The 22,868-nt window shown below is 69.2% G+C and carries 20 protein-coding genes; 7 read left to right on the top strand and 13 right to left on the bottom strand.

Translation table 11 applies throughout. The features are described 5' to 3' along the window. Window position 1: 1 nt before the first annotated feature. Genes ABZ382_RS32500 through argC form a run of 6 tightly spaced genes read right to left on the bottom strand, consistent with a single transcriptional unit; the run spans window position 2 to window position 5,861 of the window. Window positions 2-532, bottom strand: coding sequence for an arginine repressor (locus ABZ382_RS32500; protein WP_357097067.1), 531 nt, complete (start codon window positions 530-532; stop codon window positions 2-4). After that, entirely contained in the window at window positions 529-1,473 is a 945-nt protein-coding gene (gene argF / locus ABZ382_RS32505; protein ID WP_357097069.1) for an ornithine carbamoyltransferase, read from the bottom strand. Before argF ends, ABZ382_RS32500 begins: the two co-directional genes overlap by 4 nt. Further along, on the bottom strand, window positions 1,470-2,663 hold the full coding sequence (locus tag ABZ382_RS32510) for an acetylornithine transaminase (RefSeq protein ID WP_357097071.1): 1,194 nt from the start codon (window positions 2,661-2,663) through the stop codon (window positions 1,470-1,472). Before ABZ382_RS32510 ends, argF begins: the two co-directional genes overlap by 4 nt. Beyond that, on the bottom strand, window positions 2,660-3,559 hold the full coding sequence (gene argB / locus ABZ382_RS32515) for an acetylglutamate kinase (protein WP_357097073.1): 900 nt from the start codon (window positions 3,557-3,559) through the stop codon (window positions 2,660-2,662). Before argB ends, ABZ382_RS32510 begins: the two co-directional genes overlap by 4 nt. Then, window positions 3,556-4,791, bottom strand: a complete 1,236-nt coding sequence (argJ, locus tag ABZ382_RS32520) for a bifunctional glutamate N-acetyltransferase/amino-acid acetyltransferase ArgJ (RefSeq protein ID WP_357097075.1) — start codon at window positions 4,789-4,791, stop codon at window positions 3,556-3,558. Before argJ ends, argB begins: the two co-directional genes overlap by 4 nt. Further along, a complete protein-coding gene (gene argC, locus ABZ382_RS32525; protein WP_357097077.1) occupies window positions 4,788-5,861 on the bottom strand; it encodes an N-acetyl-gamma-glutamyl-phosphate reductase in 1,074 nt (357 codons plus the stop codon). The genes argJ and argC overlap by 4 nt, the downstream gene beginning before the upstream one ends. Before the next feature lie 19 nt (window positions 5,862-5,880). On the opposite strand from argC, the gene ABZ382_RS32530 reads away from it, so the two are divergent. Continuing rightward, complete coding sequence (locus ABZ382_RS32530) at window positions 5,881-7,686, top strand: LCP family protein (RefSeq protein WP_357097079.1); 1,806 nt, start codon at window positions 5,881-5,883, stop codon at window positions 7,684-7,686. A gap of 64 nt (window positions 7,687-7,750) precedes the next feature. Next, window positions 7,751-8,539 (top strand): isocitrate lyase/phosphoenolpyruvate mutase family protein, encoded by a 789-nt coding sequence (locus ABZ382_RS32535; protein WP_357097081.1) that lies wholly within the window; start codon window positions 7,751-7,753, stop codon window positions 8,537-8,539. 4 nt (window positions 8,540-8,543) lie between these two features. Here ABZ382_RS32535 and ABZ382_RS32540 read toward each other — a convergent pair whose 3' ends face one another. Continuing rightward, window positions 8,544-9,443, bottom strand: coding sequence for an RNA polymerase sigma-70 factor (locus ABZ382_RS32540; protein ID WP_357097083.1), 900 nt, complete (start codon window positions 9,441-9,443; stop codon window positions 8,544-8,546). Window positions 9,444-9,533: 90 nt separating this feature from the next. On the opposite strand from ABZ382_RS32540, the gene ABZ382_RS32545 reads away from it, so the two are divergent. Next, window positions 9,534-10,019: a nitroreductase/quinone reductase family protein gene (locus tag ABZ382_RS32545; protein ID WP_357097085.1), complete on the top strand. Its 486-nt coding sequence runs from the start codon at window positions 9,534-9,536 to the stop codon at window positions 10,017-10,019. Between the two features lie 294 nt (window positions 10,020-10,313). Here the strand turns inward: ABZ382_RS32545 and ABZ382_RS32550 are convergent, their stop codons facing one another. Further along, window positions 10,314-11,849, bottom strand: a complete 1,536-nt coding sequence (locus tag ABZ382_RS32550) for a DUF222 domain-containing protein (RefSeq protein ID WP_357097087.1) — start codon at window positions 11,847-11,849, stop codon at window positions 10,314-10,316. A gap of 340 nt (window positions 11,850-12,189) precedes the next feature. Between ABZ382_RS32550 and ABZ382_RS32555 the strand changes: the two genes are divergently transcribed. The 3 genes from ABZ382_RS32555 (at window position 12,190) to ABZ382_RS32565 (ending at window position 15,885) form a co-directional block, all read left to right on the top strand. After that, a complete protein-coding gene (locus ABZ382_RS32555; protein WP_357097089.1) occupies window positions 12,190-13,764 on the top strand; it encodes an FAD-dependent oxidoreductase in 1,575 nt (524 codons plus the stop codon). Between the two features lie 124 nt (window positions 13,765-13,888). Further along, window positions 13,889-14,767: an alpha/beta hydrolase gene (locus ABZ382_RS32560; RefSeq protein WP_357097092.1), complete on the top strand. Its 879-nt coding sequence runs from the start codon at window positions 13,889-13,891 to the stop codon at window positions 14,765-14,767. A 2-nt stretch (window positions 14,768-14,769) separates the two neighbouring features. Further along, the gene (locus ABZ382_RS32565; protein ID WP_357097094.1) at window positions 14,770-15,885 is read left to right on the top strand and encodes a helix-turn-helix domain-containing protein; all 1,116 of its coding nucleotides are present in this window, start codon (window positions 14,770-14,772) and stop codon (window positions 15,883-15,885) included. Window positions 15,886-15,978: 93 nt separating this feature from the next. Here ABZ382_RS32565 and ABZ382_RS32570 read toward each other — a convergent pair whose 3' ends face one another. From ABZ382_RS32570 to ABZ382_RS32580, 3 genes are all read right to left on the bottom strand, one after another. Continuing rightward, the gene (locus ABZ382_RS32570) at window positions 15,979-16,410 is read right to left on the bottom strand and encodes a hypothetical protein (RefSeq protein WP_357097096.1); all 432 of its coding nucleotides are present in this window, start codon (window positions 16,408-16,410) and stop codon (window positions 15,979-15,981) included. Window positions 16,411-16,560: 150 nt separating this feature from the next. After that, window positions 16,561-17,601, bottom strand: coding sequence for a hypothetical protein (locus ABZ382_RS32575; RefSeq protein ID WP_357097098.1), 1,041 nt, complete (start codon window positions 17,599-17,601; stop codon window positions 16,561-16,563). 24 nt (window positions 17,602-17,625) lie between these two features. After that, window positions 17,626-18,135: a hypothetical protein gene (locus ABZ382_RS32580; protein ID WP_357097100.1), complete on the bottom strand. Its 510-nt coding sequence runs from the start codon at window positions 18,133-18,135 to the stop codon at window positions 17,626-17,628. Between the two features lie 206 nt (window positions 18,136-18,341). Here ABZ382_RS32580 and ABZ382_RS32585 point away from each other — a divergent pair, with 206 nt between their 5' ends. Continuing rightward, window positions 18,342-19,514: a transcription termination factor Rho, short form gene (locus ABZ382_RS32585; RefSeq protein WP_357097102.1), complete on the top strand. Its 1,173-nt coding sequence runs from the start codon at window positions 18,342-18,344 to the stop codon at window positions 19,512-19,514. Here the strand turns inward: ABZ382_RS32585 and ABZ382_RS32590 are convergent. Then, window positions 19,501-20,286 carry an alpha/beta hydrolase gene (locus ABZ382_RS32590; RefSeq protein ID WP_357097104.1) on the bottom strand — a complete coding sequence of 262 codons (786 nt, stop codon included), beginning with the start codon at window positions 20,284-20,286 and terminating at the stop codon, window positions 19,501-19,503. The genes ABZ382_RS32585 and ABZ382_RS32590 overlap by 14 nt on opposite strands. A gap of 64 nt (window positions 20,287-20,350) precedes the next feature. Further along, complete coding sequence (gene pheT, locus ABZ382_RS32595) at window positions 20,351-22,852, bottom strand: phenylalanine--tRNA ligase subunit beta (protein WP_357097106.1); 2,502 nt, start codon at window positions 22,850-22,852, stop codon at window positions 20,351-20,353. Between the last annotated feature and the right edge of the window lie 16 nt (window positions 22,853-22,868).

Raw genomic sequence — 22,868 nt, forward strand, 5'->3', positions numbered from 1 at the left:
CTCAGGCCAGCTGTTCGATCTTGGCGGCGAGTTCGGCGCCGGTCATGGGTTCGCGGGCGATGACGGCGATGGTGTCGTCGCCGGCGATGGTGCCGACGACCTCCGGGAGGGCGGCCCGATCCAGCGCACTCGCCAGGAAGTGGGCGGCGCCCGGCGGGGTGCGCAGGACCGCGATATTGCCGCTGGCGTCCGTGGAGACCAGCAGGTCGCCGAGGAGTTTCGAGAGGCGCTCGGTGCCGCCGGTGACGCCGCGGACGGGGCTGCCGTCCTCGGGGACCACGTAGACGCCCGCGCCGCCGTCGGCGGCGCGGAGCTTCACCGCGCCCAGTTCGTCGAGATCGCGGGAGAGGGTGGCCTGGGTGGTGTCGATGCCCTCGCCGGAGAGCAGGGCGGCCAGTTCGGACTGGCTGCGGACCTCGTGCTGGGCCAGGATGGCGACGATGCGGGCCTGCCGGCCCGCGCGCGTGCGTGCGATGGCCGCACCGGACTTACCCGAAGCCGGTGCGGCCGTGCGTCGTTCGCCGCTGCTCACCTGTCGCCTCGCGCGAATCGTTCCAGCAGCCAGACCAGCAGGGCCTTCTGGGCGTGCAGGCGGTTCTCGGCCTCGTCCCAGACCGCGCTGTGCGGGCCGTCGAGGACCTCGTCGGTGATCTCCTCGCCGCGGTGGGCCGGAAGACAGTGCAGGACCGTCACATCCGCGGCCGCGCGGGCCAGCAGCTCGGCGTTGACCTGGAACGGCCGGAACGGGGCGACGCGGTCGCGGCCGTCGTTCTCCTGGCCCATGGAGGTCCAGGTGTCGGTGACCAGGGCGTCGGCTCCCTCGACGGCGGCGAGCGGGTCGTGGGTGAGGGTGATGGTCGCGCCGGTCTCGGCGGCCCGCTTCTGGGCGGCATCCACGATCCAGCCGAAGGGCTCGAAACCCTCGGGGGCGGCGATGGTGACGTTCATGCCCGCGGTGACGCCGCCCAGCATGAGCGAGTGCGCCATATTGTTCGCGCCGTCACCCAGGAAGGTGAGGTTGCGGCCGGTCAGGTCGTCGCCCTTGCGTTCGCGCAGGGTCTGCAGGTCGGCCAGCACCTGGCACGGGTGGAACTCGTTGGACAGCGCGTTGACGACGGGAACCGTTGCCGCACCGGCCATCTCGTCCAGGCGGGCCTGTTCGAAGGTGCGCCACACAATGGCGTCGACGTAGCGGGAGAGCACGCGACCGGTGTCGGCGAGGGTCTCCTCGCGGCCCAGCTGGGTGTCGCGGCCGTCCACCACGACGGCGTGGCCGCCGAGCTGGGCGATGCCCATCTCGAACGAGAAGCGGGTGCGGGTGGAGTTCTTCTCGAACATGACCGCGACGCCGCGCGGTCCTTCCAGGGGCTTGCGGGCCAGCGGCGCGGCCTTCAATTCCGCGGCCAGGGCGAGGATCTCGGCCTGTTCGGCGGGGGTGACGTCGTCGTCGCGCAGGAAATGCCGGATGGTCACTTGGACTCCTTCTGGGCCTGGGCGGCATCGAGGATGCCGGGCAGGTCGGACAGGAAGTTCTCGGCCTGGGTCTCGGTGAGCACCAGGGGCGGAGCGAGCCGGATCACGTTGGGCTTGGCGGGATTCAGCAGATATCCGGCCTCGCGGGCGGCGAGATCGACCTCGGCGGAGACGTCGTCGGTCAACTGGATGCCGATGAGCAGGCCCGCGCCGCGCACGTGATCCACCAGCGGGTGCCCGAGGTGCTCGATGCCGTCGACGAGGATCTTGCCGACCTTCTCCACGTGCGAGAGCAAACCCTCTTCGTCGATGGTCCGCAACACGGCCAGCGCGGCCGCCGCGCACACCGGGTTGCCGCCGAAGGTGGTGCCGTGCATGCCCGGCTGCAGCAGATCCGCGGCCGGGCCCTGGGCCAGCACCGCGCCGATGGGCAGACCGCCGCCGAGACCCTTGGCCAGGGTGATGACGTCGGGCACGATGCCCGCGGCCTGGTGGGCGTAGAACGCGCCGGTGCGGCCGATGCCGGTCTGCACCTCGTCCAGGATCAGCAGCGCGCCTTGATCCTTGGTGATGGCGCGAGCCTTGGCCAGGTAGTCGGCCGGGGGCACCACGACGCCGCTCTCGCCCATGATGGGTTCGATGAACACCGCGGCGGTGTCCTTGTCGACGGCGGCGGCCAGCGCGAGCGCGTCACCGTAGGGCACGTGCACGACGCCGGCGGGCATGGGCTCGAACGGCTCCCGCTTGGACGGCTGGCCGGTGAGCGCGAGCGCGCCCATGGTGCGACCGTGGAACGCCTCCTCGCAGGCGACGATCTTGGTGCGTCCGGTCAGCCGCGCCATCTTGAACGCGGCCTCGTTGGCCTCGGTGCCGGAGTTGCAGAAGAACGCCTTGCCGTGGCCGTCACCGAAGTGCGCGAGCAGCCGCTCGGCGAGCTCGATGACCGGTTCGGACGCATAGAGATTCGACACGTGGCCGAGCGTGCCCAGCTGCTGGGTGACCGCCGACAGGATGGCCGGGTGCGCGTGGCCGAGGCTGTTGACCGCGATGCCGCCCAGGAAATCGAGGTAGCGCTTGCCGTCGGCGTCGTACACCACCGCGCCCGCGCCGCGCACCAGCGCGACCTTCGGGGTGCCGTAGTTGTTCATCAGGGCGGTCTGCCACCGCTGCTGAATGTCGGCTGTACTCATGAGATCTCCTGTGCGGGGGTGACCATCGTGCCGATGCCCTCCCCGGTGAACAGTTCCAGCAGGACCGAGTGCGCGACGCGCCCGTCGATCACGTGCGCGGTCGGGACGCCGCCCTCGACGGCGCGCAGGCAGGCTTCCATCTTCGGGACCATGCCCTCGTCCAGCGACGGCAGCAGCTTGGCCAGTTCGTCGGTGTCGATGCGGCTGGTCAGCGAGGACCGGTCGGGCCAATTGGTGTACAGGCCCTCGACATCGGTGAGGATGACGAGCTTCTCCGCGCCGATGCCCTCGGCGAGCGCGGCCGCGGCGGTGTCGGCGTTGATGTTGTGCACCACGCCGTCCGCGTCGGGTGCGATGGTGGACACCACCGGAATCCGGCCCGCCGCGATCAGATCCAGCACGGCCGAGGGTGCCACGGAGGTGACGTCGCCGACCAGCCCGATATCGGTGGCCTCGCCGTCGACCTGCACGGTGCGGCGGGTGGCGGTGAACAGGTGCGCGTCCTCACCGGAGATGCCGACGGCGTACGGGCCGTGGGCGTTGATGAGCCCCACCAGTTCCCGGCCCACCTGACCGAACAGCACCATCCGGACCACGTCCATGACCTCGGGCGTGGTGACCCGGAAGCCGCCGCGGAATTCGCCGGTCATGCCGAGCTTCTTCAGCATGGCGCTGATCTGCGGCCCGCCGCCGTGCACCACCACCGGGTGCACGCCGACCGTGCGCAGGAACGCCATGTCAGCGGCGAAGGCGCGCTTGAGGTCGTCGTCGATCATGGCGTTGCCGCCGTACTTCACGACCACGATCTTGTCGCGGAACTTCTGCAGCCACGGCAGCGCGTCGGCGAGGACGTGCGCCTTGTCGAGGGCCGAAAGCTGTTTCACCACATCGCTCATGAGCTGTAGGCCGAGTTCTCTTCGACGTACCCGTGCGACAGGTCGGTGGTGCGGACGGTGGCCTCGCCGTCGCCCAGGTTCAGTTCCACCAGCACCTGGATGTCGGGGCCGGACAGGTCCACCTCGCGCGCGCCGGGCGCGCCCGCGCCGTCGATGCACACCGGGGATCCGTTGAACGACACCGAGACCCGGTTCGGATCCAGTTCGATGGGCGCGATGCCGATCGAGGCCAGCACCCGGCCCCAGTTCGGGTCGGAGCCGAAGAAGGCGGTCTTGACCAGGCTGTCGCGTGCCAGAGCCCGCGCGCCGATCAACGCCTCGTCCTCGCTGACCGCGCCCGTGACGGTGATGTGCACGCGCTTGGTGACGCCCTCCGCGTCGGACATGAGCTGCTCGGCGAGGTCGTCGCAGACCGCGAGCACGGCCGCGTTCAGGTCGGCCTGGCTCGGGGTGACCCCCGAAGCGCCGTTGGCCAGCAGCAGCACGGTGTCGTTGGTGGAGCAGGAGCCGTCCACGTCGAGGCGGTCGAAGGTGTAGCGGGTGGCGTTGCGCAGCGCCTCGTCCAGCTGGGCCGGGGTGGCGGCCGCGTCGGTGGTGAGCACCACCAGCATGGTGGCCAGCGACGGTGCAAGCATGCCCGCGCCCTTGGCCATACCGCCGACGTTCCACTTGTCCTGGTGGTGGAAGGCGGTCTCCTTCGGCACCGTATCGGTGGTCATGATGGCGCGCGCGGCCTCGGCGCCGCCGGACAGGCCGCCGCCCATCTCGTGCACGATCTCGGTGACGGCGGGGATCAGCTTGTCCATGGGCAGCCGGTCACCGATCAGACCGGTGGAGCAGACGGCGATCTCGCCGGCGCCGGTCTCGGTTCCCCAGTTGCTCAACGCCTTCGCGAGTTCCTCGGCGGTGGTGTGGGTGTCCTGGAAGCCGCCGGGGCCGGTGCAGGCGTTGGCGCCGCCGGAGTTCAGGATGACGGCGCGCAGATGGCCGCCGGTCAGCACCTGCTGCGACCACAGCACCGGCGCGGCCTTGACCTTGTTGCGAGTGAACACGCCCGCGGCCGCGTAGTCGGGGCCCTCGTTGAACACCAGCGCCAGGTCGGGCTTGCCGCTCTTCTTGATGCCCGCCGTGATACCGGCCGCCCGGAAGCCCAGCGGCGCGGTGACGCCCTGGGACCGCACCAGCTTGCCGTTCCCGACAGCCGCGCTGTTGTTGACGTTGTCGTTGCTCACGGTGCCACTCCTACGGTGGAAAGTCCTGCGGTCTCGTCGATTCCGAGGGCCAGATTCATCGATTGCACCGCGGCCCCGGCGGTGCCCTTGGTCAGGTTGTCGATCGCGCCGATGACCACCAGCAGTCCGGCGTCGGTGTCCACGGTGACCTGGAGGGTGACGGCGTTGGAGCCGAGCACCGAACCGGTCTGCGGGAGCACGCCTTCGGGCAGCAGGTGCACGAAAGGCTCGTCGGCGTACGCCTTCTCGTAGACGGCCCGGGCCTGCGCGGCGTCCACGGTGGTGGGGGCGGTGCAGGTGGCGAGGATGCCGCGCGGCAGCGGGGCCAGCACGGGGGTGAACGACACGCTCACGTCGGCATCGGCCGCGCCACCGGACCGCTGGGCGGCCTTCAGGTTCTGCGCGATCTCGGGGGTGTGCCGGTGCGCGCCCGCGATGCTGTAGGCCCGCATCGAGCCCATCACCTCGGAGCCGAGCAGGCCCACGTCGAGTTTGCGGCCCGCGCCCGAAGTGCCGCTCACCGCAACCACATTCACCCGCGGTTCGATGATGCCCGCCGCGACGGCCGGGGCCAGCGCGAGACTCGAGACGGTGGGATAGCAGCCGGGGACGGCGATCCGGGTGGCGCCGCGCAGCTGGTCGCGGCCGCCCGGCAGTTCGGGCAGCCCGTAGGGCCAGTGGCCGGCGTGCGGGGTGCCGTAGTACTTCTCCCAGGCCGCGCCGTCGGTGAGCCGGAAGTCGGCGCCGCAGTCGATGATGATCGTGGAGTCCGGCAAGGCCGTGGCGATCGCCGCGGACTGGCCGTGCGGCAGGCCGAGGAAGACCACGTCGTGGCCGGAGAGTTCCTCGACGGTGGTGGGCGCGAGGACCCGGTCGGCGAGCGGCAGCAGGTGCGGCTGCAGCTCACCGAGGGTGGTGCCGGCGTTGGAGCCGGCGGTCAGCGCACCGATCTCGAGGCGCCCGCTTCGGTAGGCGGGGTGTCCGAGGAGCAGGCGCAGCACTTCACCGCCCGCGTAGCCGCTCGCACCAGCTACCGCGACCCGTAGGGGCCCGTTCGAGGTATCCACCATGTGATGATTATGCACGACTGTGCAAGCTCATTCACAACCGGGCGGAAATCTGACAGGACGCGCCGCTTACGGCACACTCGACAACGCCATGTACGACGACGCCACCCAGCCGCTGCCGGTTGTCGGCCCCCAGTCGGGCCGCTCTCACCGGGCACCGGAGACGCCGAATCCCGCCCCCCGCCGCTCGCGGCGAGCCCAGGGCGACTCGAAGCCCCCGCGCGCGGGCCGCCGTCGTACCGAGGATCGAAACGGCGGCGGTGAGAAGCCGGGCAGCGGCGGCAATCGCCGCGAGCGCACCCCCGCCGAGCGTGACCGCGACAAGAGGCTGCGCCTGGCCGGACGCGGCGTCATGGCCATGGTCGCGGCGGGCGTGATGGGCATCACCGGCGTCGTCTGGTACGGCGAGACCACCCTGGACCAGGGCTTCACCCGCTCCGGTGCGATCTCGCCCGAGGACGTGAACCTCGACGGCGACATCAACATGCTGCTGATCGGTCTCGACACCCGAAAAGACCTGAACGGCAACGATCTCCCCAAGGAAATCCTCGACCAGCTGCACGCCGGCGACGGCACCGAGGGCGGCTACAACGCCAATTCGCTGATCCTGGTGCACATTCCGAAGGACCTCAAGCACATCGTCGCGTTCTCCATCCCGCGCGACGACTACGTGCCGGTGCAGGGCATTCCGGGCTACGACCACGCCAAGATCAAGGAGTCGTACGGGCTCAAGAAGTACACGGTCGAGGAGAAACTCAAGGCCAAGGGCATGGCCGAGGGTCCCGAACTGGAGCGGCAGGGCCGGGAAGCCGGGCGTGCCAGCATCGTTCAGACCGTGAAGGCGCTGACCGGCGTCCCGATCAACCGGTTCGCGGAGATCTCGCTGGCGGGGTTCTACGATCTGGCGACCGCGCTGGGCGGCGTCGACGTGTGCCTCAACCACGCCGTGGACGACAGCTACTACTCGGGCGCGCAGTTCCCGGCGGGACCGCAGCACCTGGACGGTTCGGACGCGCTGGCGTTCGTGCGGCAGCGGCACGGCCTCGAGAACGGTGACCTGGACCGCACCCACCGGCAGCAGGCGTTCCTGACCTCGGTCGCGAACTCCATGAAAAGCTCTGGCACGCTGACCAATCCGGGTCGGCTCAAGGCGCTGATCGATGTGGCGCACAAGGACGTGGTGCTCTCCGACGGCTGGAGCCTCACCGACTTCGCCACCACCCTGGGCCGCGCGGACTCGCCGTCGGTGGAGTTCCGTACGCTGCCGGTGCTGCGCTACGACAATGTCGACGGCCAGGACGTGAACGTCATCGATCCGGTGGCGATCAAGAAGACGGTGCGCGAGGCGTTCGGCGTCTCGACTCCGGCCGCGCCCAGCGCCCCGATCGTCACCCCCACCTCGACGCTGGACGTGGTCAACGCCAGCGGCACCCCCGGTCAGGCGGCCAAGGTGTCGAAGCTGCTGACCGCCAAGGGATTCCCGGCCGGTGAGGTCGCCAACGCCTCCTACGCCGACGGCACCAGCTCGACCGTCTACTACGGCGCCGGCGCCGACACCGACGCCAAGCAGGTGTCGGAGATGTTCGGCGGCCTGCCGGTCAGCCCGTCGACCTCGGTGTCGGCCGGGCACGTGAAGCTGGTCGTCGGCAGCGACCTCGAGATCCCGACCTCCCTGGACCCCACGGCGACCGCCACCACCCCGACCACCACCGCCAACGGCTCCAGCACCAGCCTGTCCGCGACCACGGACACGACCACCTCGGACGCGCCCGACTCCGGCAAGCCGGTGACCACCACCATCGGCTCGAAGATCCCCTGCGTGAACTGATCCACCCGCGTGGCCTGATATCGCCGCGACCCGCGTGACCCGCCGTCGACGAACGGAGTGCCGCATGACGAAGACCGAGCTCTTCCGCAGTCTGCACCACGGTGACCGCCCGCTGGTCCTGCCCAACGCGTGGGACTACGGGTCGGCGGCCATGCTCGCCGAGGCGGGGTTCCCGGCGCTGGGCACCACCAGCCTGGGTGTCGCCGCCGCGGCCGGGCTGCCCGACGGCACCGCCGCCACGCGCGCCGAGACGCTCACGCTGGCGCAGCGGCTCGGACGGCTGACCATCCCGGTCACCGTGGACATCGAGGGCGGGTTCAGCACCGATCCCCGCGAGGTGGCGGAGTTCTGCGCGGAACTCGCGCACGCTGGGATCGCGGGAATCAACCTGGAGGACAGCCGATCCAATGCGGCGTTGGCGGATCCTCGCGAGCAGGGCGAGCTGATCGCGGCGGTGAAGGCTCGCGTGCCCGAGCTGTTCGTCAACGCGCGCACCGACACCTACTGGCTCGGCATCGATACCGACTCCACCCTGGAACGGGTCCAGCACTACGAGAAGTGTGGTGCGGACGGCATTTTCGTGCCGGGAATCACCGACGCCGAAGGGATTCGGGCCCTCGCGACGGCGTTGAGCGCGCCGTTGAACATCCTGTTCTCCCCCACCGGGCCGACAGTGGCCGAACTGGGCGAATTGGGTGTCCGGCGCATCAGCACGGGGTCGCTGCTGTACCGCGCGGCACTGGCGGCTGCCGTGCACACGGCGGAATCTGTTGCGCACGGTCATCCGTTGGTCGCCGAAATCCCCAGTTACGCAACGATTCAGCGCGTCCTGGAGCCTTGGCCTCCGCGGTGACCGGTCACCGAGCGAGCACGCGCGTCAGTTCAGCGGTCCGCAGCTTGTCCGGATTACGGATCGCATACAGCCCGGTGATGCGGTCACCGCTCGTTTCGATCAACTGCACGGTGTCGAGCAGTCCATCCGCGGTGCGCAGCAGGACGGCGGGCAGCGCGTTGTACGTGCCGAACTCGACGGCCATGTCCGCGATGCCGTTCCGCGCCAGCCGCACCAGATAGATCGCGACCCGCTCCGCGCCCACGACAGGTTTCCGGGCCGCGGTGACCTTCCCGCCGCCGTCGGAGATCTGCACCACGTCCGGCGCGAGGACATCCATCAGCGTCTGTGTATCACCGGTCTGCGTGGCCAGCAGGAACCGTTCGATCACCGCCCGGCTCGTCTCGGCGTCAGGATCGAACCGCTTGCGTCGCTCCCGCACGTGCGCACGAGCCCGATGCGCGATCTGCCGCACGGTGGCATCGGATTTGCCGACCATTCCGGCGATTTCGACGAAACTGTGCCCGAACACCTCCGAGAGCACGAACACCGCCCGCTCGGTCGGCCCGAGGGTTTCGAGCACCAGCAGCATGGCCATCGACACCGATTCCGCCAGCAGCACATCGTGTTCGGTGTCGGCGTCGGTGCGGATGGGTTCGGGCAGCCAGCTGCCCACATACTCCTCGCGCCGCCGGCGCACCGTCCGCAGATGATTCAGCGCCTGCCGCGTCACGACGGTGGTCAGATACGCGCGCGGGTTCTCGACTCGCTCCCGATCCGTTTCCCGCCACCGGAGGTAGCTGTCCTGCACCACGTCCTCGGCGTCGGCGGCGCTTCCGAGCAGCTGGTAGGCGACCGTGAACAGTAAAGGTCGCAGCCCGTCGAACTCGTCCACCCCGGCCGCCTGATCCGTGTCCGTCCCCATATCCGAAGCGTAGCCAGCAGCCCTCGCGTCAACTCGCTGGACACCATGTACAGTCAGTTTCGAACGATCACCGTCCCGAGGGGAAGATCCATGACCGGCACCGACTCCGGCAAGCTGACCCTGATGGGGCGCTTCAATTTCTACTCCAGCACCTATCTGGGTGGGGTGGCGCGCTTCTACGCCCGCGTCCATCGCCGCCTCTACACGCGATTCGGCGGCACCCGCTTCGGCACTCTCTTCGGTGATCCTGTCTTCGAGTTGACCGTTCCCGGCCGCAAATCCGGGGAGGCTCGGCCGGTCATGCTGATGCTTGTCCGGTCCGGTGACGATCTGCTGGTCTGCGGTTCCAACGGCGGCAATCCCGGTGTGCCCAACTGGTGGAAGAACCTGCTCGCCACCGACAAGGCTCAGGTTCGGATCGGGCGCGACAGCTTTCCCGTCACCTATCGGGTGGTTACCGATTCCGCCGAATACGACACCCACTGGCGGACTCTCGCGGCGGCGTACCCACATTTCAATACCTACCGAGCCCTCAGTCCGCGGCAGTTCCCGATCGCAGTTCTCACCCCGGCGTAGGGATAAGAGAAGACCAAAGACTCGAGAGAACAAAAGACAAAAGACGCCTGGAGAAGGAAGAGGGGTGGCCGAGCTTGCGAGGCCCCTCACCCACCAGCCCCCACCGGTAGGAACACGAGAAAGAAGGGGTGGCCGAGTTTACGAGGCCCCTCACTGTTCGGGACCGATTACGGCTCGGCCGTGCAGCATCCCGCCATAAGGGCCGAAGGCGTCGGGAGGTCTCCGTGGCTCCCGAGAAGGTGATGCGTGCAGTCCCTGGGCCGGGATCGGCGGGTGACGGATCCCGGCCCGGCGTCAGCCCAAGTGCGGCAGGGCAGGCGACGCGACCACACTCCGCGTAGCTTTGCGCACGCCAGCAGGACACGAATGGCTCGGCTTCGACACAACCCGTGAACGCCACTGCCTGCAACTGGAATCGATCGCAGCGGCGATCGCCTGCCCCACGTGATGACGATCGTTCACCCGCGCTGTGCCGGTCGGGTCAAGACTCTTCGGAGCAATCCACCCAACACGCCCTGCATACGGTGAGTCCTTACCCATCACAACGGTTTTCCAGCCATCGGGGCCATCATTGATCAACGCGTGGCAGTGATCGCACGCGAACGCCAAATTATCGATGTCAGTGGGTCCGCCCTTGGCCCAGTCGGTGACATGGTGGGCTGCACACATACTGGCTGGTTGCTCACACCCTGGCCTGGTACATCCTCTGTCCCTGGCCAGCAGCGCCAACCGCTGGGCTTCGCTGGCGGTGCGGCGGGACCGTTGCAGGTAGAGCGGCATCCCGTCCCCATCGAGAACCGCGATCACCGGGTGCGAATCCGCGCCCATCTTCAACGCCTCCGCGACCGAAACCTGGGTCCCTGACGCGGTGGTCGCAACCCCGGTGCCGGTCTCGAAGTCGGCCAGGCTCATCGTGAACACGACCTGCACCGGCATACCGCGGTGAGAACCCAGATCGCTCACATCGACACCGGGCTGCAGCAGCGCGAACAAAGCGTCATGGGTGCGCTGACCCGCATCACGACGGTCACGACCGGCAGCCGCGTCCAGCACCGAATTCTCGATGAACCCGTCACGCGCGGTCGGGCTTTCAGCATCTTCCAGGTTGCACATGCCGGGCCGCGCGAGCTTCGCGAACGCAGCATCGAGCAACGCACGCAGCTCCGGGGTGATCCAGCCCTCGATCCGCGTCATCCCATCCACACCCGGGCGACACAGGGTGATCCCACGACGGCGGCGACGGTCCGCGTCGGACACAACCTTCCCGTCGGGATCCAGGCGCGCGAGAATGTCGCGGCCGATCTTCAACAGATCATCCGGCCACCCATTCCGCGAATAGTCCACGAGGATCTGCTCCGCCTCCGCCCGAGCCTCAGCAGGCACATCGAGGGGCAGGTGGTTCATCACGTCCATGATGTGGCGCACGTGATCACGCGAGATATCCCCGGCAGCAAACGCTTCGGCGGTCACCGGAAGTACAGGCGGTGCAACATGACCCGTCTGCTGCACGAACTCCCCGCAGTGGTGGGTGATCTTCACCCGCACCGACGCGTCATACTTCGACAGCCCGAGCGTGTGCCGCAGGAACGGCACCATCTTCCCCGCCCCGCTCCGTGAATGCAGAGAGCGTTCACCCGCTTCGATGATCAGGGTCGTATCCAACGCAGCCATCTGACGCTTACAGGTTTCGAGCTGCTGCATCAACGACACAACATCCCCATCGGAGAACCCGGTCATCCTCCCACCCTGCACGGATTCGGTCAGGGTCGAGACCGCGGCCGCCAGTTCAGCGATACCGCAGTCGTCGAGTGTCACCCCATTCGAATCCATGCCCCTATTCTACCGTGATAAAAACGGCGTTCATAGCCGAATTCTATTGTGATGCAATGCTTTTCAGATCCGAAGCAAGCACTCTCGACCAACCGCTTGCCACTTCCCATACCCGCCGAACCTGGTAACCACAGCGCGCCATTTCGCAAGGAGAGCGGCTACACCATCTGGGCCGGCAGACGAAAAAACCGCCCGGCTATTGCGGACGGTCGGAGTGGGGAGGTGGGTCTAACCACTTCCCTCTTCAACATATATCGCACCGGGGGGCTTGCCACAAGACCCCTGTGATGCCGCAGAATCGCTGGCCGTAGCGAAAACCCACGGAAACGGAGTAGTGCGAGTGCGTAGAACCGATGCCGACGTGATCATCGTGGGTGCGGGCCCGACGGGTCTGATGCTGGCCGCCGAACTGCGGCTGGCCGGGGTGCGGCCGATCCTCCTGGAGCGGCAGCCACAGTTGCGGACGGTGCCGAAGGCCAACGGTTTCAGCGGGCAGATCCTGCAACTGATGGACTACCGCGGTTTGTCCGAGCGCATCGAGGCGATCGCCACACCGGCGGGTCCGATCGCGGCGCTCCCGTTCGGCGGACTGCACGTGGACTTCAGCCCGCTGGCGGATTCGCCGCTGCGCGCGCTGCATCTGCCGCAACCGAAACTCGAGCAGCTGCTCGACGAATGGGCCACCGAACTCGGTGCGGAAATCCGGCGCGGGCACGAAGTGACCGGGATGGATCAGGACGACACGGGGGTCACGGCGGAGGTTCGGGGGCCTGCGGGTGAATACCGGATCACCGCAAGCTATCTGGTGGCCTGCGACGGTGCGCGCAGCCGGGTCCGGGCGCTGGCGGGGATCGACTTCCCGGGCGCCACCTATCCGGAGGTCAACCGGTTGGGTCAGGTCGCGGTGGCCGAGGGCGTGACCGTGCTCGACAACGGCGATCTCGAGATTCCGGGGCAGGGCCGGGTCGCGGCCGGATTCACCCGTACGGGCAACGGCGTGTTCGCGATGGGGTCGCTCGCCCCCGGCACCGTCATGATCCAGACCACCGAGGACGAGTCCGGCGAGACCGATGACAACGAGCCGATGACACTGGCCGAGCTGCGGGACAGCATCCGCCGCATCCTCGGCGTGGATATGCCGCTGGGCGACCCGATTCGCCTGTCGCGCTACCAATTCCAGGCACGGCAGGCCAACCGGTACCGCGCCGGACGGTATTTCGTGGCAGGCGACGCGGCGCACGCCTTCCCGTCCACCGGTGTCGGCATCAACGCGGGCATGCTGGACGCGGCCAACCTGGCGTGGAAACTGGCCGCCGACCTCGACGGCTGGGCGCCGGACGGACTGCTCGACACCTACCACGACGAGCGTCATTTCGCGGGCGCGCGCACCATGATGCACACCCAGGCCCAAGCGGCCCTGCGGCGCGGCGACGACCCCGCCGCGCAGGCGCTGCGTGAACTCTTCCAGGAGCTGATCACCGACGAACCCGCCCTGCACCGCCTGGCGGCCCTGATCGCGGGCACCGACCTGCGCTACCCGCTGGCCAACCCCAACCAACACCCGCTGACCGGCACGCTCGCCCCCAACCTCGCGCTGCGCACCGACCACGGCGACACCACCGTCGCCGAACTCCTGCGCACACCCCGGCCCGTCCTGCTGATCCTGGCCGATCGCCCGGACCTGCGCGAGGGCGCCGAGGCCTGGGGTGCCCGCGTCGACATCCGAACCGCCACCACCACCGACCGCCCCGCCGACGCCCTCCTGATCCGCCCGGACGCCCACATCGCCTGGGCCGCAACGACGGACGAACCCACCGACACCGCCGCCACAGCGCTGCGGGACGCACTCGCCACCTGGTTCGGGGCTTCCGAGACGGCGACGACCGAGATGCCGGTCGGGGCGGTCAGCGACTGACCGGATCGGCCACACCACTGATCCGCCCTGCCCGAGCTCTCGGCCGAACCCCGGCTTCCGGCGTTCAATTCCTCCATGCCGCCCACCGCGGCGGCGGAGCCAAATCGCTGGGAAGGAACGGGAAATGACCGAGTATGTAGAGCTCGAGCACGGGCGGATCGCGTGTGACGTGACCGGTGCCGGGCCCTTGGTGGTGTTGTCGCACGGGATGGGGACCTGGCGGCGGGACTTCCGTCATCTGATCGCCCCGCTGGCGGCCGCCGGGTACCGCGTGGTCAATGTCGACATGCGCGGGCACGGCCAGTCCAGCGTGGACTGGCCGTCGGTGACCGGCAAGGCCGCCATCAGCCGCACCGATGTGGCCCTCGACTTGCTCGGAGTCATCCGGCATTTCGGGGGTCCGGCGGTCATCGTCGGGCACTCGCTGTCGGGCGGTTCGGCCACGATCGCGGCGGCCGAGGCGCCGGAGCTGGTGTCGGCGATCGTCGAGATCGATCCCTTCACGCTCACCCAGGGTGTGGATTTCGGGGCGCTGTGGGCGGATCGCCGTCACCGCCGCGGCATGCTGGAACTGATCGGCACCCAGCTGTTGAAGTCGCCGCGCCTGTGGTTCGGGTACCTCGACGGCGTGGCCTACCCGACCACGCCCGCCGATCACGACGGCTACCTCACCGAACTGCGCGCCTTGCTGCAGCGGCCCAGCCGCTGGGCGGAGTTCATGAAGACCGGCAAGACCACGCCGGCCGACGCCGCGGCCCGGCTACCCGAGGTTCGCTGTCCCGCACTGGTGATCATGGGTGCGGATGATCCCGACTTCCCGCACCCGGAGGACGAGGCCCGGGCGATCGTGGCGGGCCTGCCGGCCGGGCTCGGCCAGTATGTGCTGGTCGATCAGGGCGGGCACTATCCGCACGCCCAGTTCCCCGAGCGGGTGGCCGCGCTGATGATCCCGTTCCTGGACCGCCACGCCACCCGCGACGCGGCCGGATCGGTCAGCAGCTGACCGTGACAGCCGCCCGTGTCGACTGCGATGATCGCGAGGTGGCCGCGCCTCGCACCATCGTCTTCGTCGTCTTCCAAGGCATGCAGATCTCCGAACTGGCGGGACCGCTCGATGTGTTCGCACTCCTCAACACCATCGTCGAGACGCCGCCGGATCGGCTGCCACCGGAATTGCGTGGTCCCGCCGGCGCCCTCGGCGAGACCGCAGACTCCTCGGACGGCGACTCCCCGGCACTGCCGTATCGGCTGCTGACGGCGTCGCCGGGCGGGCTGCCCATCGAGGCCGACGGCGGGCTGACCCTCTCCGTCGCGCATTCGCTCGAGGACATCACCGCCGGAGCCGATTTCGACACCCTCATCGTGGTGGGCGGCGATGTCCACGGTCCCGGGGCGGCGGCGGTGGTCCCCGCTCTGCCCGCCCTCGCCCGCAAGGCCCGTCGGGTGACCTCGGTGTGCGCGGGCGCGCTGCTGCTGGCCGCGGCGGGCCTGCTCGACGGCTATCGCGCCACCACCCACTGGGGTTCGACCGCCCTACTCGCCCAACGCTATCCGCGGGTCACGGTCGAACCGGATCGCATCTACGTCCGCGACCGCAATCGCTGGACCTCGGCGGGCATGTCCGCGGGCGTCGATCTGGCCTTGGCCCTGGTCGAGGACGACCACGGTCGCGAGACGGCCGCCATGATCGCGCGGGTGTACGTGGTGTTCACCCGCCGCCCGGGCGGCCAGGCCCAGTTCAGCGCCCAGTTGCGCAGCCAGCCCGCCCGCACGCCCGCCATCCGGGCCGTGCAGCAGTGGCTGCCCGATCACCTCGGCGACGAACTCACGGTGAGTGGGCTGGCCGCCCGCGCGGGTATGAGCGAACGTCATTTCGCCCGCGCCTTCCGCACCGAAACCGGCTGCACGCCAGCGGCGTTCGTGGAGGATCTGCGGGTCGAGGCCGCCCGCCGACTCCTCGAGTCGACCGAACTGACCATCGGTGCGATCGCCCGGCAGGTCGGCTACCGCCACGGGGAGACCCTGCACCGGGTGTTCACTCGCCGCCTGGCCACGACGCCCGAACGCTACCGCCAGCATTTCGCCATGAGCCCGGCTCAACCGACGGGCACCAGCGAGTAGATCCTCCACGGCCGCTGCGGCAGTTCGACTTCGAAGAGCCGGACGTGCATGCTCACCTATTCGCCTGTCACACAACAGCTTTCGTCCGCTTCGTCAGGCGATCGCGATGTGCTGATGGTCGGTGCGGATGCGGCCGTGCTCGTCGAGCGCCAGCACATCCAGGCCGCCGCCGACCACCGCGCCGTCCTCGGTCACCATCGACCAGGTGATGGCGATGACATGGTTCAGCAGCGTCGTCGTCTGCCCGCGCTGCACGAAGCGGTGGCCGGTACCGATGAACATGTCGTAGGCGCGCTCCACGCGGCGCTCGAGCGCGTGGTGGCCGCGAACCTCGAGGGCCGGGATCGGGAAGTTCAGCTCGGCGGCCGCGGTGCGCAGGTCCTCGGGCGGATCGACGAGGATCTGCGCGCCGTCCTCGGCCCACAGGTCGCGAATGAGCTTGCGGCGCGCCTCCGGATCGGATTCGTTCCACTGGGCCAGGTACCGGGCGGCGATGTCGTTCAGGTCGATGTCGTTGTTCGTCATGACCATGAGTCTGCGAGGAATCGACACCGTCCGCGATTCCCTCCAGGGAATGAGCGCCGAAGCCCTTCCGGGAATGAACCGCACTACCACCCCGGGAATGACACCGGGCCGCACGCGATTCCGCGTACGGCCCGTGTCGGGATTCGGGCGTCAGTTCCCGGCGAGCACCGCCAGCACCGGCTCGGACAGGAAGAACGGCTCCAGCCGCTCCCGGATCAGCTTGGCCAGCACGCCGTTGCGCTTCGCCGCCTCCACCACGGCCGGGCCGTAGCGCAGGATCTCCTCGGCGATGACCGCCTCGGACAGGCCCAGCTCGGGCAGCATGGCCGCGAGGGTGTGGTCGCCGTACTTCTCGAAGAACACCTCGACGCCCTGGTCCACCAGCACGCCGACATATTCCTTGTTGCGGGTGGTCACCCCGATCTGGTGGATGATCAGCGCCAGATCCTTCAGGTCCTGCTGCGACAGGTACTCGCGCAGGCCGCTGACCGGCTCCCCGGCGTGCAGGTCCCAGAACTCCATGGCCGCGTCGTGCACGGGCGCGTCACGCAGCATCGAGCGGATGGCGTTGTTGGTCCGCTTGAGCGCGAATTGCGCTCCCTTCCCGGCCATTTCACCGATGAAGGTGCCGCCGGCCTTCTCTGCCGCCTTGCGCGCGGTCTTGGCGGCATTGGTGCCCATCGACACCAGCGAGCCGAGGCCGGGAATCTTCGCGGCCATCTGCTGGTTGGTCTCCATGAGGTCGTCGACCAGCTTGTCCACGAACTTGGCGGCCACGGTCGCGACCAGGGGGCTCTCGGTGAGGCGTTCCAGGATGCGTTCCTGGGCCTGGTGCATGCCGAAGATCTTCTCGAGCAGCTGTTCGACCGGCTCCCGGTCGACCACGTCGCCGAGGGTGTACTCGGTGTTCCCGGCGATGTCCTCGTAGAGGGTGTCGGCCAGTGTGCCGACCATCTCGCCCAGCACCGGGCTGCCGCCGATGAGGTCGATGACATTCGCGACGGTCTGCTTGGCCTGATCGATCTCGACCACGTCGCGGAAGATGATGGTGTCGGCGACGCCGATCACCGCTTCCACATCGCGGGCGATCACTTCGGCGAAGCGGTCGCCGGAGACCTCGGCGACAATGAAGTCGACCTGGAGATCCAGCAGTTTCTCGGCAATTTCGCGCGGCTCGGTCAAAGGTTCCACCCAATCTCAGACGGAACGCCGGACCTACTCGGAATCGTTGCCCTGCATCGATTTTCGAATGCGATCCAGTCGTTCCCGCGCGGCCTCGGCTCGCGCTTCCCACTGTTCCTCTACGCTACGGCCCACTGGTGTCTGCCGATCGAGCTCGCCCATCCCCTGCGAGGTCCCGTAGCGCTGCTCGACCTTATCGCGAACTGACTCGAAAGTAGGGACGCCGGCGGAGGTATAGCCGCCGACCGCGGGCGCGGTGGGGATACCCGCAGGCGGTACCGGTATCCCGGTCGCCACCGGACCCGCTCCGACCTGCCCGGATCCCCCGACCGTCTCAGACTGTGAATAGCCGTCCACCGGCAGGGTGTCAGGAGTCACATCGATGACATCCGGGGCATGACCGAGAGTGTCGGCCAGGGATCGCGCCACCGCGTGCAGGGCGGCCAGACCGGCCCGGCCCTCGGTGGCGGCCCCGACCACACCCGCGAGTTCGGCGTCCGGCAGCTGCGCCAACAACGCCGCGAGTTCCTGGGCATCGCTCATGGGTTCCAGGCTACGCATTGACCGCGCCCCGCGGGGTGACGTACCGTGGTGGCGTCGCGATCCCGTGGACGTAGGTAGACGCAAGTCCCTCCCACCGCGATTTCCTTCCTCACCGAGCAGATCCCGCCCATGCGGTGATCACTCGATATTCATCCGCGGTCATCCACCGCCCTCGGCCGTATCCGGCCACACCAAGGAGAAACATCATGACCACCACCGAAATCCGGCCCCCAGTCGTATCCACCGATCCGACCCCGGCCCTCGACCACATCGAAACACTCACTCCCGCAACGGGAATACTGGACCTGCACGGCCAGACCGGCGTCCTGCGCCGCGACGGCTACCTGCCGGGCCCGCACGACGTCCACGTCCCGGCCCGCCTGATCCGCACGCACGGACTGCGCCGCGGCGACCTGGTCGCCGGACTCGCACAGCCGAATCCCAAGGGCGGCAAGCAAGCTCCCCTCGTGCGCGTCGACACCGTCAACGGCCGACCGGCCGCCGAGCTGGGCGCGCGACCGCACTTCCGGGACCTGACCCCCATCCACCCGAACGAGCGGCTGCGGCTGGAAACCCAGCCGAACAAGCTCACCACCCGCGTCACCGACCTGATCATGCCGATCGGCAAGGGCCAGCGCGCACTGATCGTCGCACCGCCGAAGGCGGGCAAAACCTCTGTGCTGCAATCGATCGCGCACGGCATCGCCGTCAACCACCCGGAGGCGCATCTCATGCTGGTGCTGGTCGGCGAGCGCCCCGAGGAGGTCACCGACCTGTCGCGCGGCGTCCCCGCCGAGGTGGTCGCCGCCACCTTCGACCACTCCCCCGCCGAGCAGACCGCACTGGCCGAGCTGGCCATCGAACGGGCGCAGCGCCTGGTCGAGGAGGGCCGCGACGTCGTCGTCCTGCTCGACTCGCTCACCCGGCTGGCCCGCGCCTACAACACCTCCGGACCGGCCTCGGGCCGAATCCTCTCCGGCGGTGTGGATTCCACCGCGCTGCTGCCGCCCAAGCGGTTCCTGGGCGCGGCCCGCAATATCGAGAACGGCGGCTCGCTGACCATCGTGGCCAGCGCGCTCGTCGAAACCGGTTCGCTCGCCGACACCGTCATCTTCGAGGAGTACAAGGGCACCGGCAATGCCGAGCTCAAGCTCGACCGCACCCTGGCCGGCCGCCACGTCTTCCCGGCGGTGGACATCGCCAAGTCCAGCACCCGCCGCGATGATCTGCTGCTCGATCCGGCCGAACGCCAGGCCGTCGCCACCCTGCGCCGCACGCTCGCCGATCTGGACGATCAGCGCGCCCTCGACCTGCTCCTCGACGGCCTGCGCAAGACCGGCGGCAATGCCGAGTTCCTCGCCAATATCATCCGGAAATGAGCCGCCTGGGCGGTAGGACGCCCGCCGCCCAGGACGCGACCCGCTCGGCCCAGCCGGGGAATCCGATCAGATTGTTGTGCAGCCCGCCCGGATAGATCACCAGCTCCTTGGGCTCCGGTGCCGCCGCGAACAACTCCCGCCCCATCCGCACGGGCAACAGCTCGTCCGCGTCGCCGTGCATGATCAGGACCGGGCAACGCAACCGCCGAATCCGCTGCAGACTCGGATAGGCGTTGGGCACGAAGACCTTCGGCAGGAACGGATACACCGCCGTCGCCGCGTCCCGCATGCTCGTGAACGTCGACATGAGCAGCAACGCCGCGGGCGGCACCGCGTTCGCCAACTCCAGCATCACTCCCCCGCCGAGCGACTTGCCCAGATACACCACCCGTTCGGCATCCACCCCGGGCTGCGCCAGCAGCGCCGCCCGCGCGGCCCGCACATCCCGATAGGTCCCGCTCTCACCCGGCCGCCCGGTACTGCGCCCGTACCCCCGATAGTCGAAGACCATCACATCGAATCCGGCCGCCGCCAGCATGGCCAGCATCGGCGACCGATCCCCGAGGTTCCCGCCGTTTCCGTGCGCGAACAGGATGTGCCCCACCGGTTCCCCCACCGCCCGCACGAACCACGCGTTGACGGTCTCCCCGTCGGAGGTCCGCAGGTACAGGTCCGCGTAGGCGAGCCCGAACATGTCGGGAGTCATCGCGATTCCCCGCTCACCCGGCTGGTAGCTGAGCGCGTTGAGGACGAACGTCGCCGGATGCCACATGGTTCATTCATACCGAAAGGGCCCCGATCCACCAGGATCGGGGCCCTTTCGGTAGGGACTGGGATCAGCCGCGCAGCACCGCGCCCACCGCGTCCGCGGCGCGGGCGACCGCCGCGTCGCGGGCGGCGCTGGCCTCGTCCTCGGTGAGGGTGCGGTCGGTGGCCCGGAAGCGCAGGGCGTAGGTCAGCGACTTGCGGCCCTCACCCGCCTGCGCGCCCTCGTACACGTCGAACAGGGAGATGTCCTCGAGCAGCTCGCCCGCGCCGGTGCGCAGCGCGTGCTCCACCGTCACAGCGGGAACGGCCTTGTCGACGCTGACCGAGACGTCCTGCAGCACCGCGGGGAACGCGGAAACCACCGGGGCGGGCCGGATCTCGCGCAGCGGCAGGGCGTCCAGGTCGAGCTGGAAGGCGCAGGTGCGCGGCGGCAGGCCGGAACGCTCCAGCACAGCCGGGTGCAGTTCGCCCGCGTGGCCGACGACGACGCCGTCCACCAGCAGCTCGGCGCAACGGCCCGGATGCCACGGAAGGAACTGCGCCGCACGGCGTTCGATGGTCAGACCGGCGGCCTCGGCGATCGCGTCGACCAGGGCGAAGGCGTCCGACGCCTCGACCGGGCGGCCGGGGCCCCACGGTCCGCGCGGCTCGCGACGGCCGGTGAGGACCGCGCCGACGCGGGTCGGCTGCTCGGGCAGCGAGTCGAGCAGGACCTGGATCTCGTCGTCGGTCGGGCGGCGATCCACGGGCAGCAGCCCGACCGGCGCGGTCCGCTCGGTCGGCAGGGTGACCTGGCCGATCGCGTAGATGGCGAGATCGCGCTGGCCGCGGGAGATATTGCGGGCCGCGATCTCCAGCAGGCCGGGCAGCAGGGTGGTCGACAGTTCCGCACGCTCGACGTCGAGCGGGTTCAGCACCCGCAGCGTGTTGCGGCGCGGGTCGTCGGCGTCCAGACCCCAGGTGTCGAAGACACCGGCCTGCATGAAGACCGGGGCGGGCACCTCGACGCAGCCCTCGAACGCCAGCGCCTTGCTCACGGCGCGGCGACGCAGCTGGGCGGCGGTGAGGCCGCGGCCGGCGGGGGCGGTGGGCAGCACCGACGGGATCTGGTCCAGACCCTCCAGGCGCAGCACCTCCTCCACCAGGTCGGCGGGCTGAGTGAGATCGGGACGCCAGGACGGCGGGGTCACGATCAGCTGCGGATGACCGGCCTCGCTGACGCCGACCTCGATGGCGCAGCCGACCTGCTGCAGGCGGCGGGTGGCCGCGCCGGGCGCGTAGTGCACGCCCGCGGTGCGGTCGGCCAGATCGATGTCCATGGTGATCGACCGCACGGCCGGAGTGGGCACGCGCACGTCGGTCAGCACGGATTCGACGGTGCCACCGGCGATCTCGGCCAGCAGGGCGGCGGCGCGGTCGAGGGCGGCGATATTGACCTCGGGGTCCACGATCCGCTCGAAGCGGCGGCTGGCCTCGGAGCCCAGCTTGTGGCGGCGCGCGGTGCGGGCCACGGCCACCGGGTTCCAGGTGGCGGCCTCGAGCAGGATGTCGGTCGAGGCGTCCGACACCTCGGTGCTCGCGCCGCCCATGATGCCGGCCAGCGAGATGACGCCGGACTCGTCGGCGATGATCACGTCCTCGGCGTCGAGGGTGCGCTCGGCCTCGTCGAGGGTGCGCAGGGTCTCACCGGTGTTGGCGCGGCGCACCACGAATCCGCCGCGGACCTTGGCGGCGTCGAAGGCGTGCAGCGGCTGACCGAGCTCGAGCATCACGTAGTTGGTGACGTCCACGGCCGGGGAGATCGGGCGCACGCCCGACAGCAGCAGGCGGCGCTGCAGCCACCACGGGCTCACGGCCTTCGGGTCGATTCCGGTGACGCGGCGCACCGCGAAACGCGTGCAGCCCGACTCGGATTCGATCTTCACCGGCCATGCCTGCGTCTCGGAGTCGGGCAGCAGGCGCACGGCCGGGTCGCCGTATTCCAGGTCGAAGCCGCAGGCCAGCTCCCGCGCCAGGCCGCGCGCGGAGAACGCGTAACCGCGGTCGGGGGTGATGGCCAGCTCGATGATGGTGTCGCCCAGGCCCAGCAGCTCGTTGGCGTCCGCGCCGGGCTCGGCGGTGCCGGGCTCGAGCACCAGGATGCCGCTGTGGTCCTTGCCGATGCCGAGTTCGGCGACCGAGCAGATCATGCCGTTGCTGGTGTGACCGTAGGTCTTCCGCGACGCGATCTTGAATCCGCCGGGCAGCTCGCCGCCGGGCAGCACCACCACGACCAGGTCGCCGACGGCGAAGTTCCGTGCGCCGCAGACGATCTCCTGCAGCTCGGGGTTGCCGACGTCGACCTTGCAGAAGCGGATCGGCTTCTTGAACTCGGTCAGCTCGGTGATCTCGGCGACCCGGCCGACCACCAGCGGCTTGTCGATGTCACCGCCGATGGGCGCCAGATGGTCGACCTCTTCGACCTCGAGACCGACCCGGACGAACCCCGCGTCGAGCTCCTCGGCCGTCACCGACCACCCGGGGGTGGTCCGCTGCAGGATGTCCGTCAGCCAGGACTGAGCTACTCGCACTTGACGTTTCGCTTCC

It is taken from the genome of Nocardia sp. NPDC005825, assembly GCF_040630175.1.
In the GTDB taxonomy this organism is placed as follows: Bacteria; Actinomycetota; Actinomycetes; order Mycobacteriales; family Mycobacteriaceae; genus Nocardia.

Bases quoted from the DNA above. Each gene is read 5' to 3' on its own strand.
- ABZ382_RS32570 (WP_357097096.1), bottom strand. From the start codon at position 16,410: ATGACGAACAACGACATCGACCTGAACGACATCGCCGCCCGGTACCTG.
- ABZ382_RS32540 (WP_357097083.1), bottom strand. From the start codon at position 9,443: ATGGGGACGGACACGGATCAGGCGGCCGGGGTGGACGAGTTCGACGGG.
- ABZ382_RS32580 (WP_357097100.1), bottom strand. From the start codon at position 18,135: ATGAGCGATGCCCAGGAACTCGCGGCGTTGTTGGCGCAGCTGCCGGAC.
- argC (WP_357097077.1), bottom strand. From the start codon at position 5,861: ATGGTGGATACCTCGAACGGGCCCCTACGGGTCGCGGTAGCTGGTGCG.
- ABZ382_RS32590 (WP_357097104.1), bottom strand. From the start codon at position 20,286: ATGTGGCATCCGGCGACGTTCGTCCTCAACGCGCTCAGCTACCAGCCG.
- ABZ382_RS32535 (WP_357097081.1), top strand. From the start codon at position 7,751: ATGACGAAGACCGAGCTCTTCCGCAGTCTGCACCACGGTGACCGCCCG.
- ABZ382_RS32560 (WP_357097092.1), top strand. From the start codon at position 13,889: ATGACCGAGTATGTAGAGCTCGAGCACGGGCGGATCGCGTGTGACGTG.
- ABZ382_RS32585 (WP_357097102.1), top strand. From the start codon at position 18,342: ATGACCACCACCGAAATCCGGCCCCCAGTCGTATCCACCGATCCGACC.
- ABZ382_RS32510 (WP_357097071.1), bottom strand. From the start codon at position 2,663: ATGAGTACAGCCGACATTCAGCAGCGGTGGCAGACCGCCCTGATGAAC.
- argB (WP_357097073.1), bottom strand. From the start codon at position 3,559: ATGAGCGATGTGGTGAAACAGCTTTCGGCCCTCGACAAGGCGCACGTC.
- ABZ382_RS32550 (WP_357097087.1), bottom strand. From the start codon at position 11,849: ATGGATTCGAATGGGGTGACACTCGACGACTGCGGTATCGCTGAACTG.
- ABZ382_RS32545 (WP_357097085.1), top strand. From the start codon at position 9,534: ATGACCGGCACCGACTCCGGCAAGCTGACCCTGATGGGGCGCTTCAAT.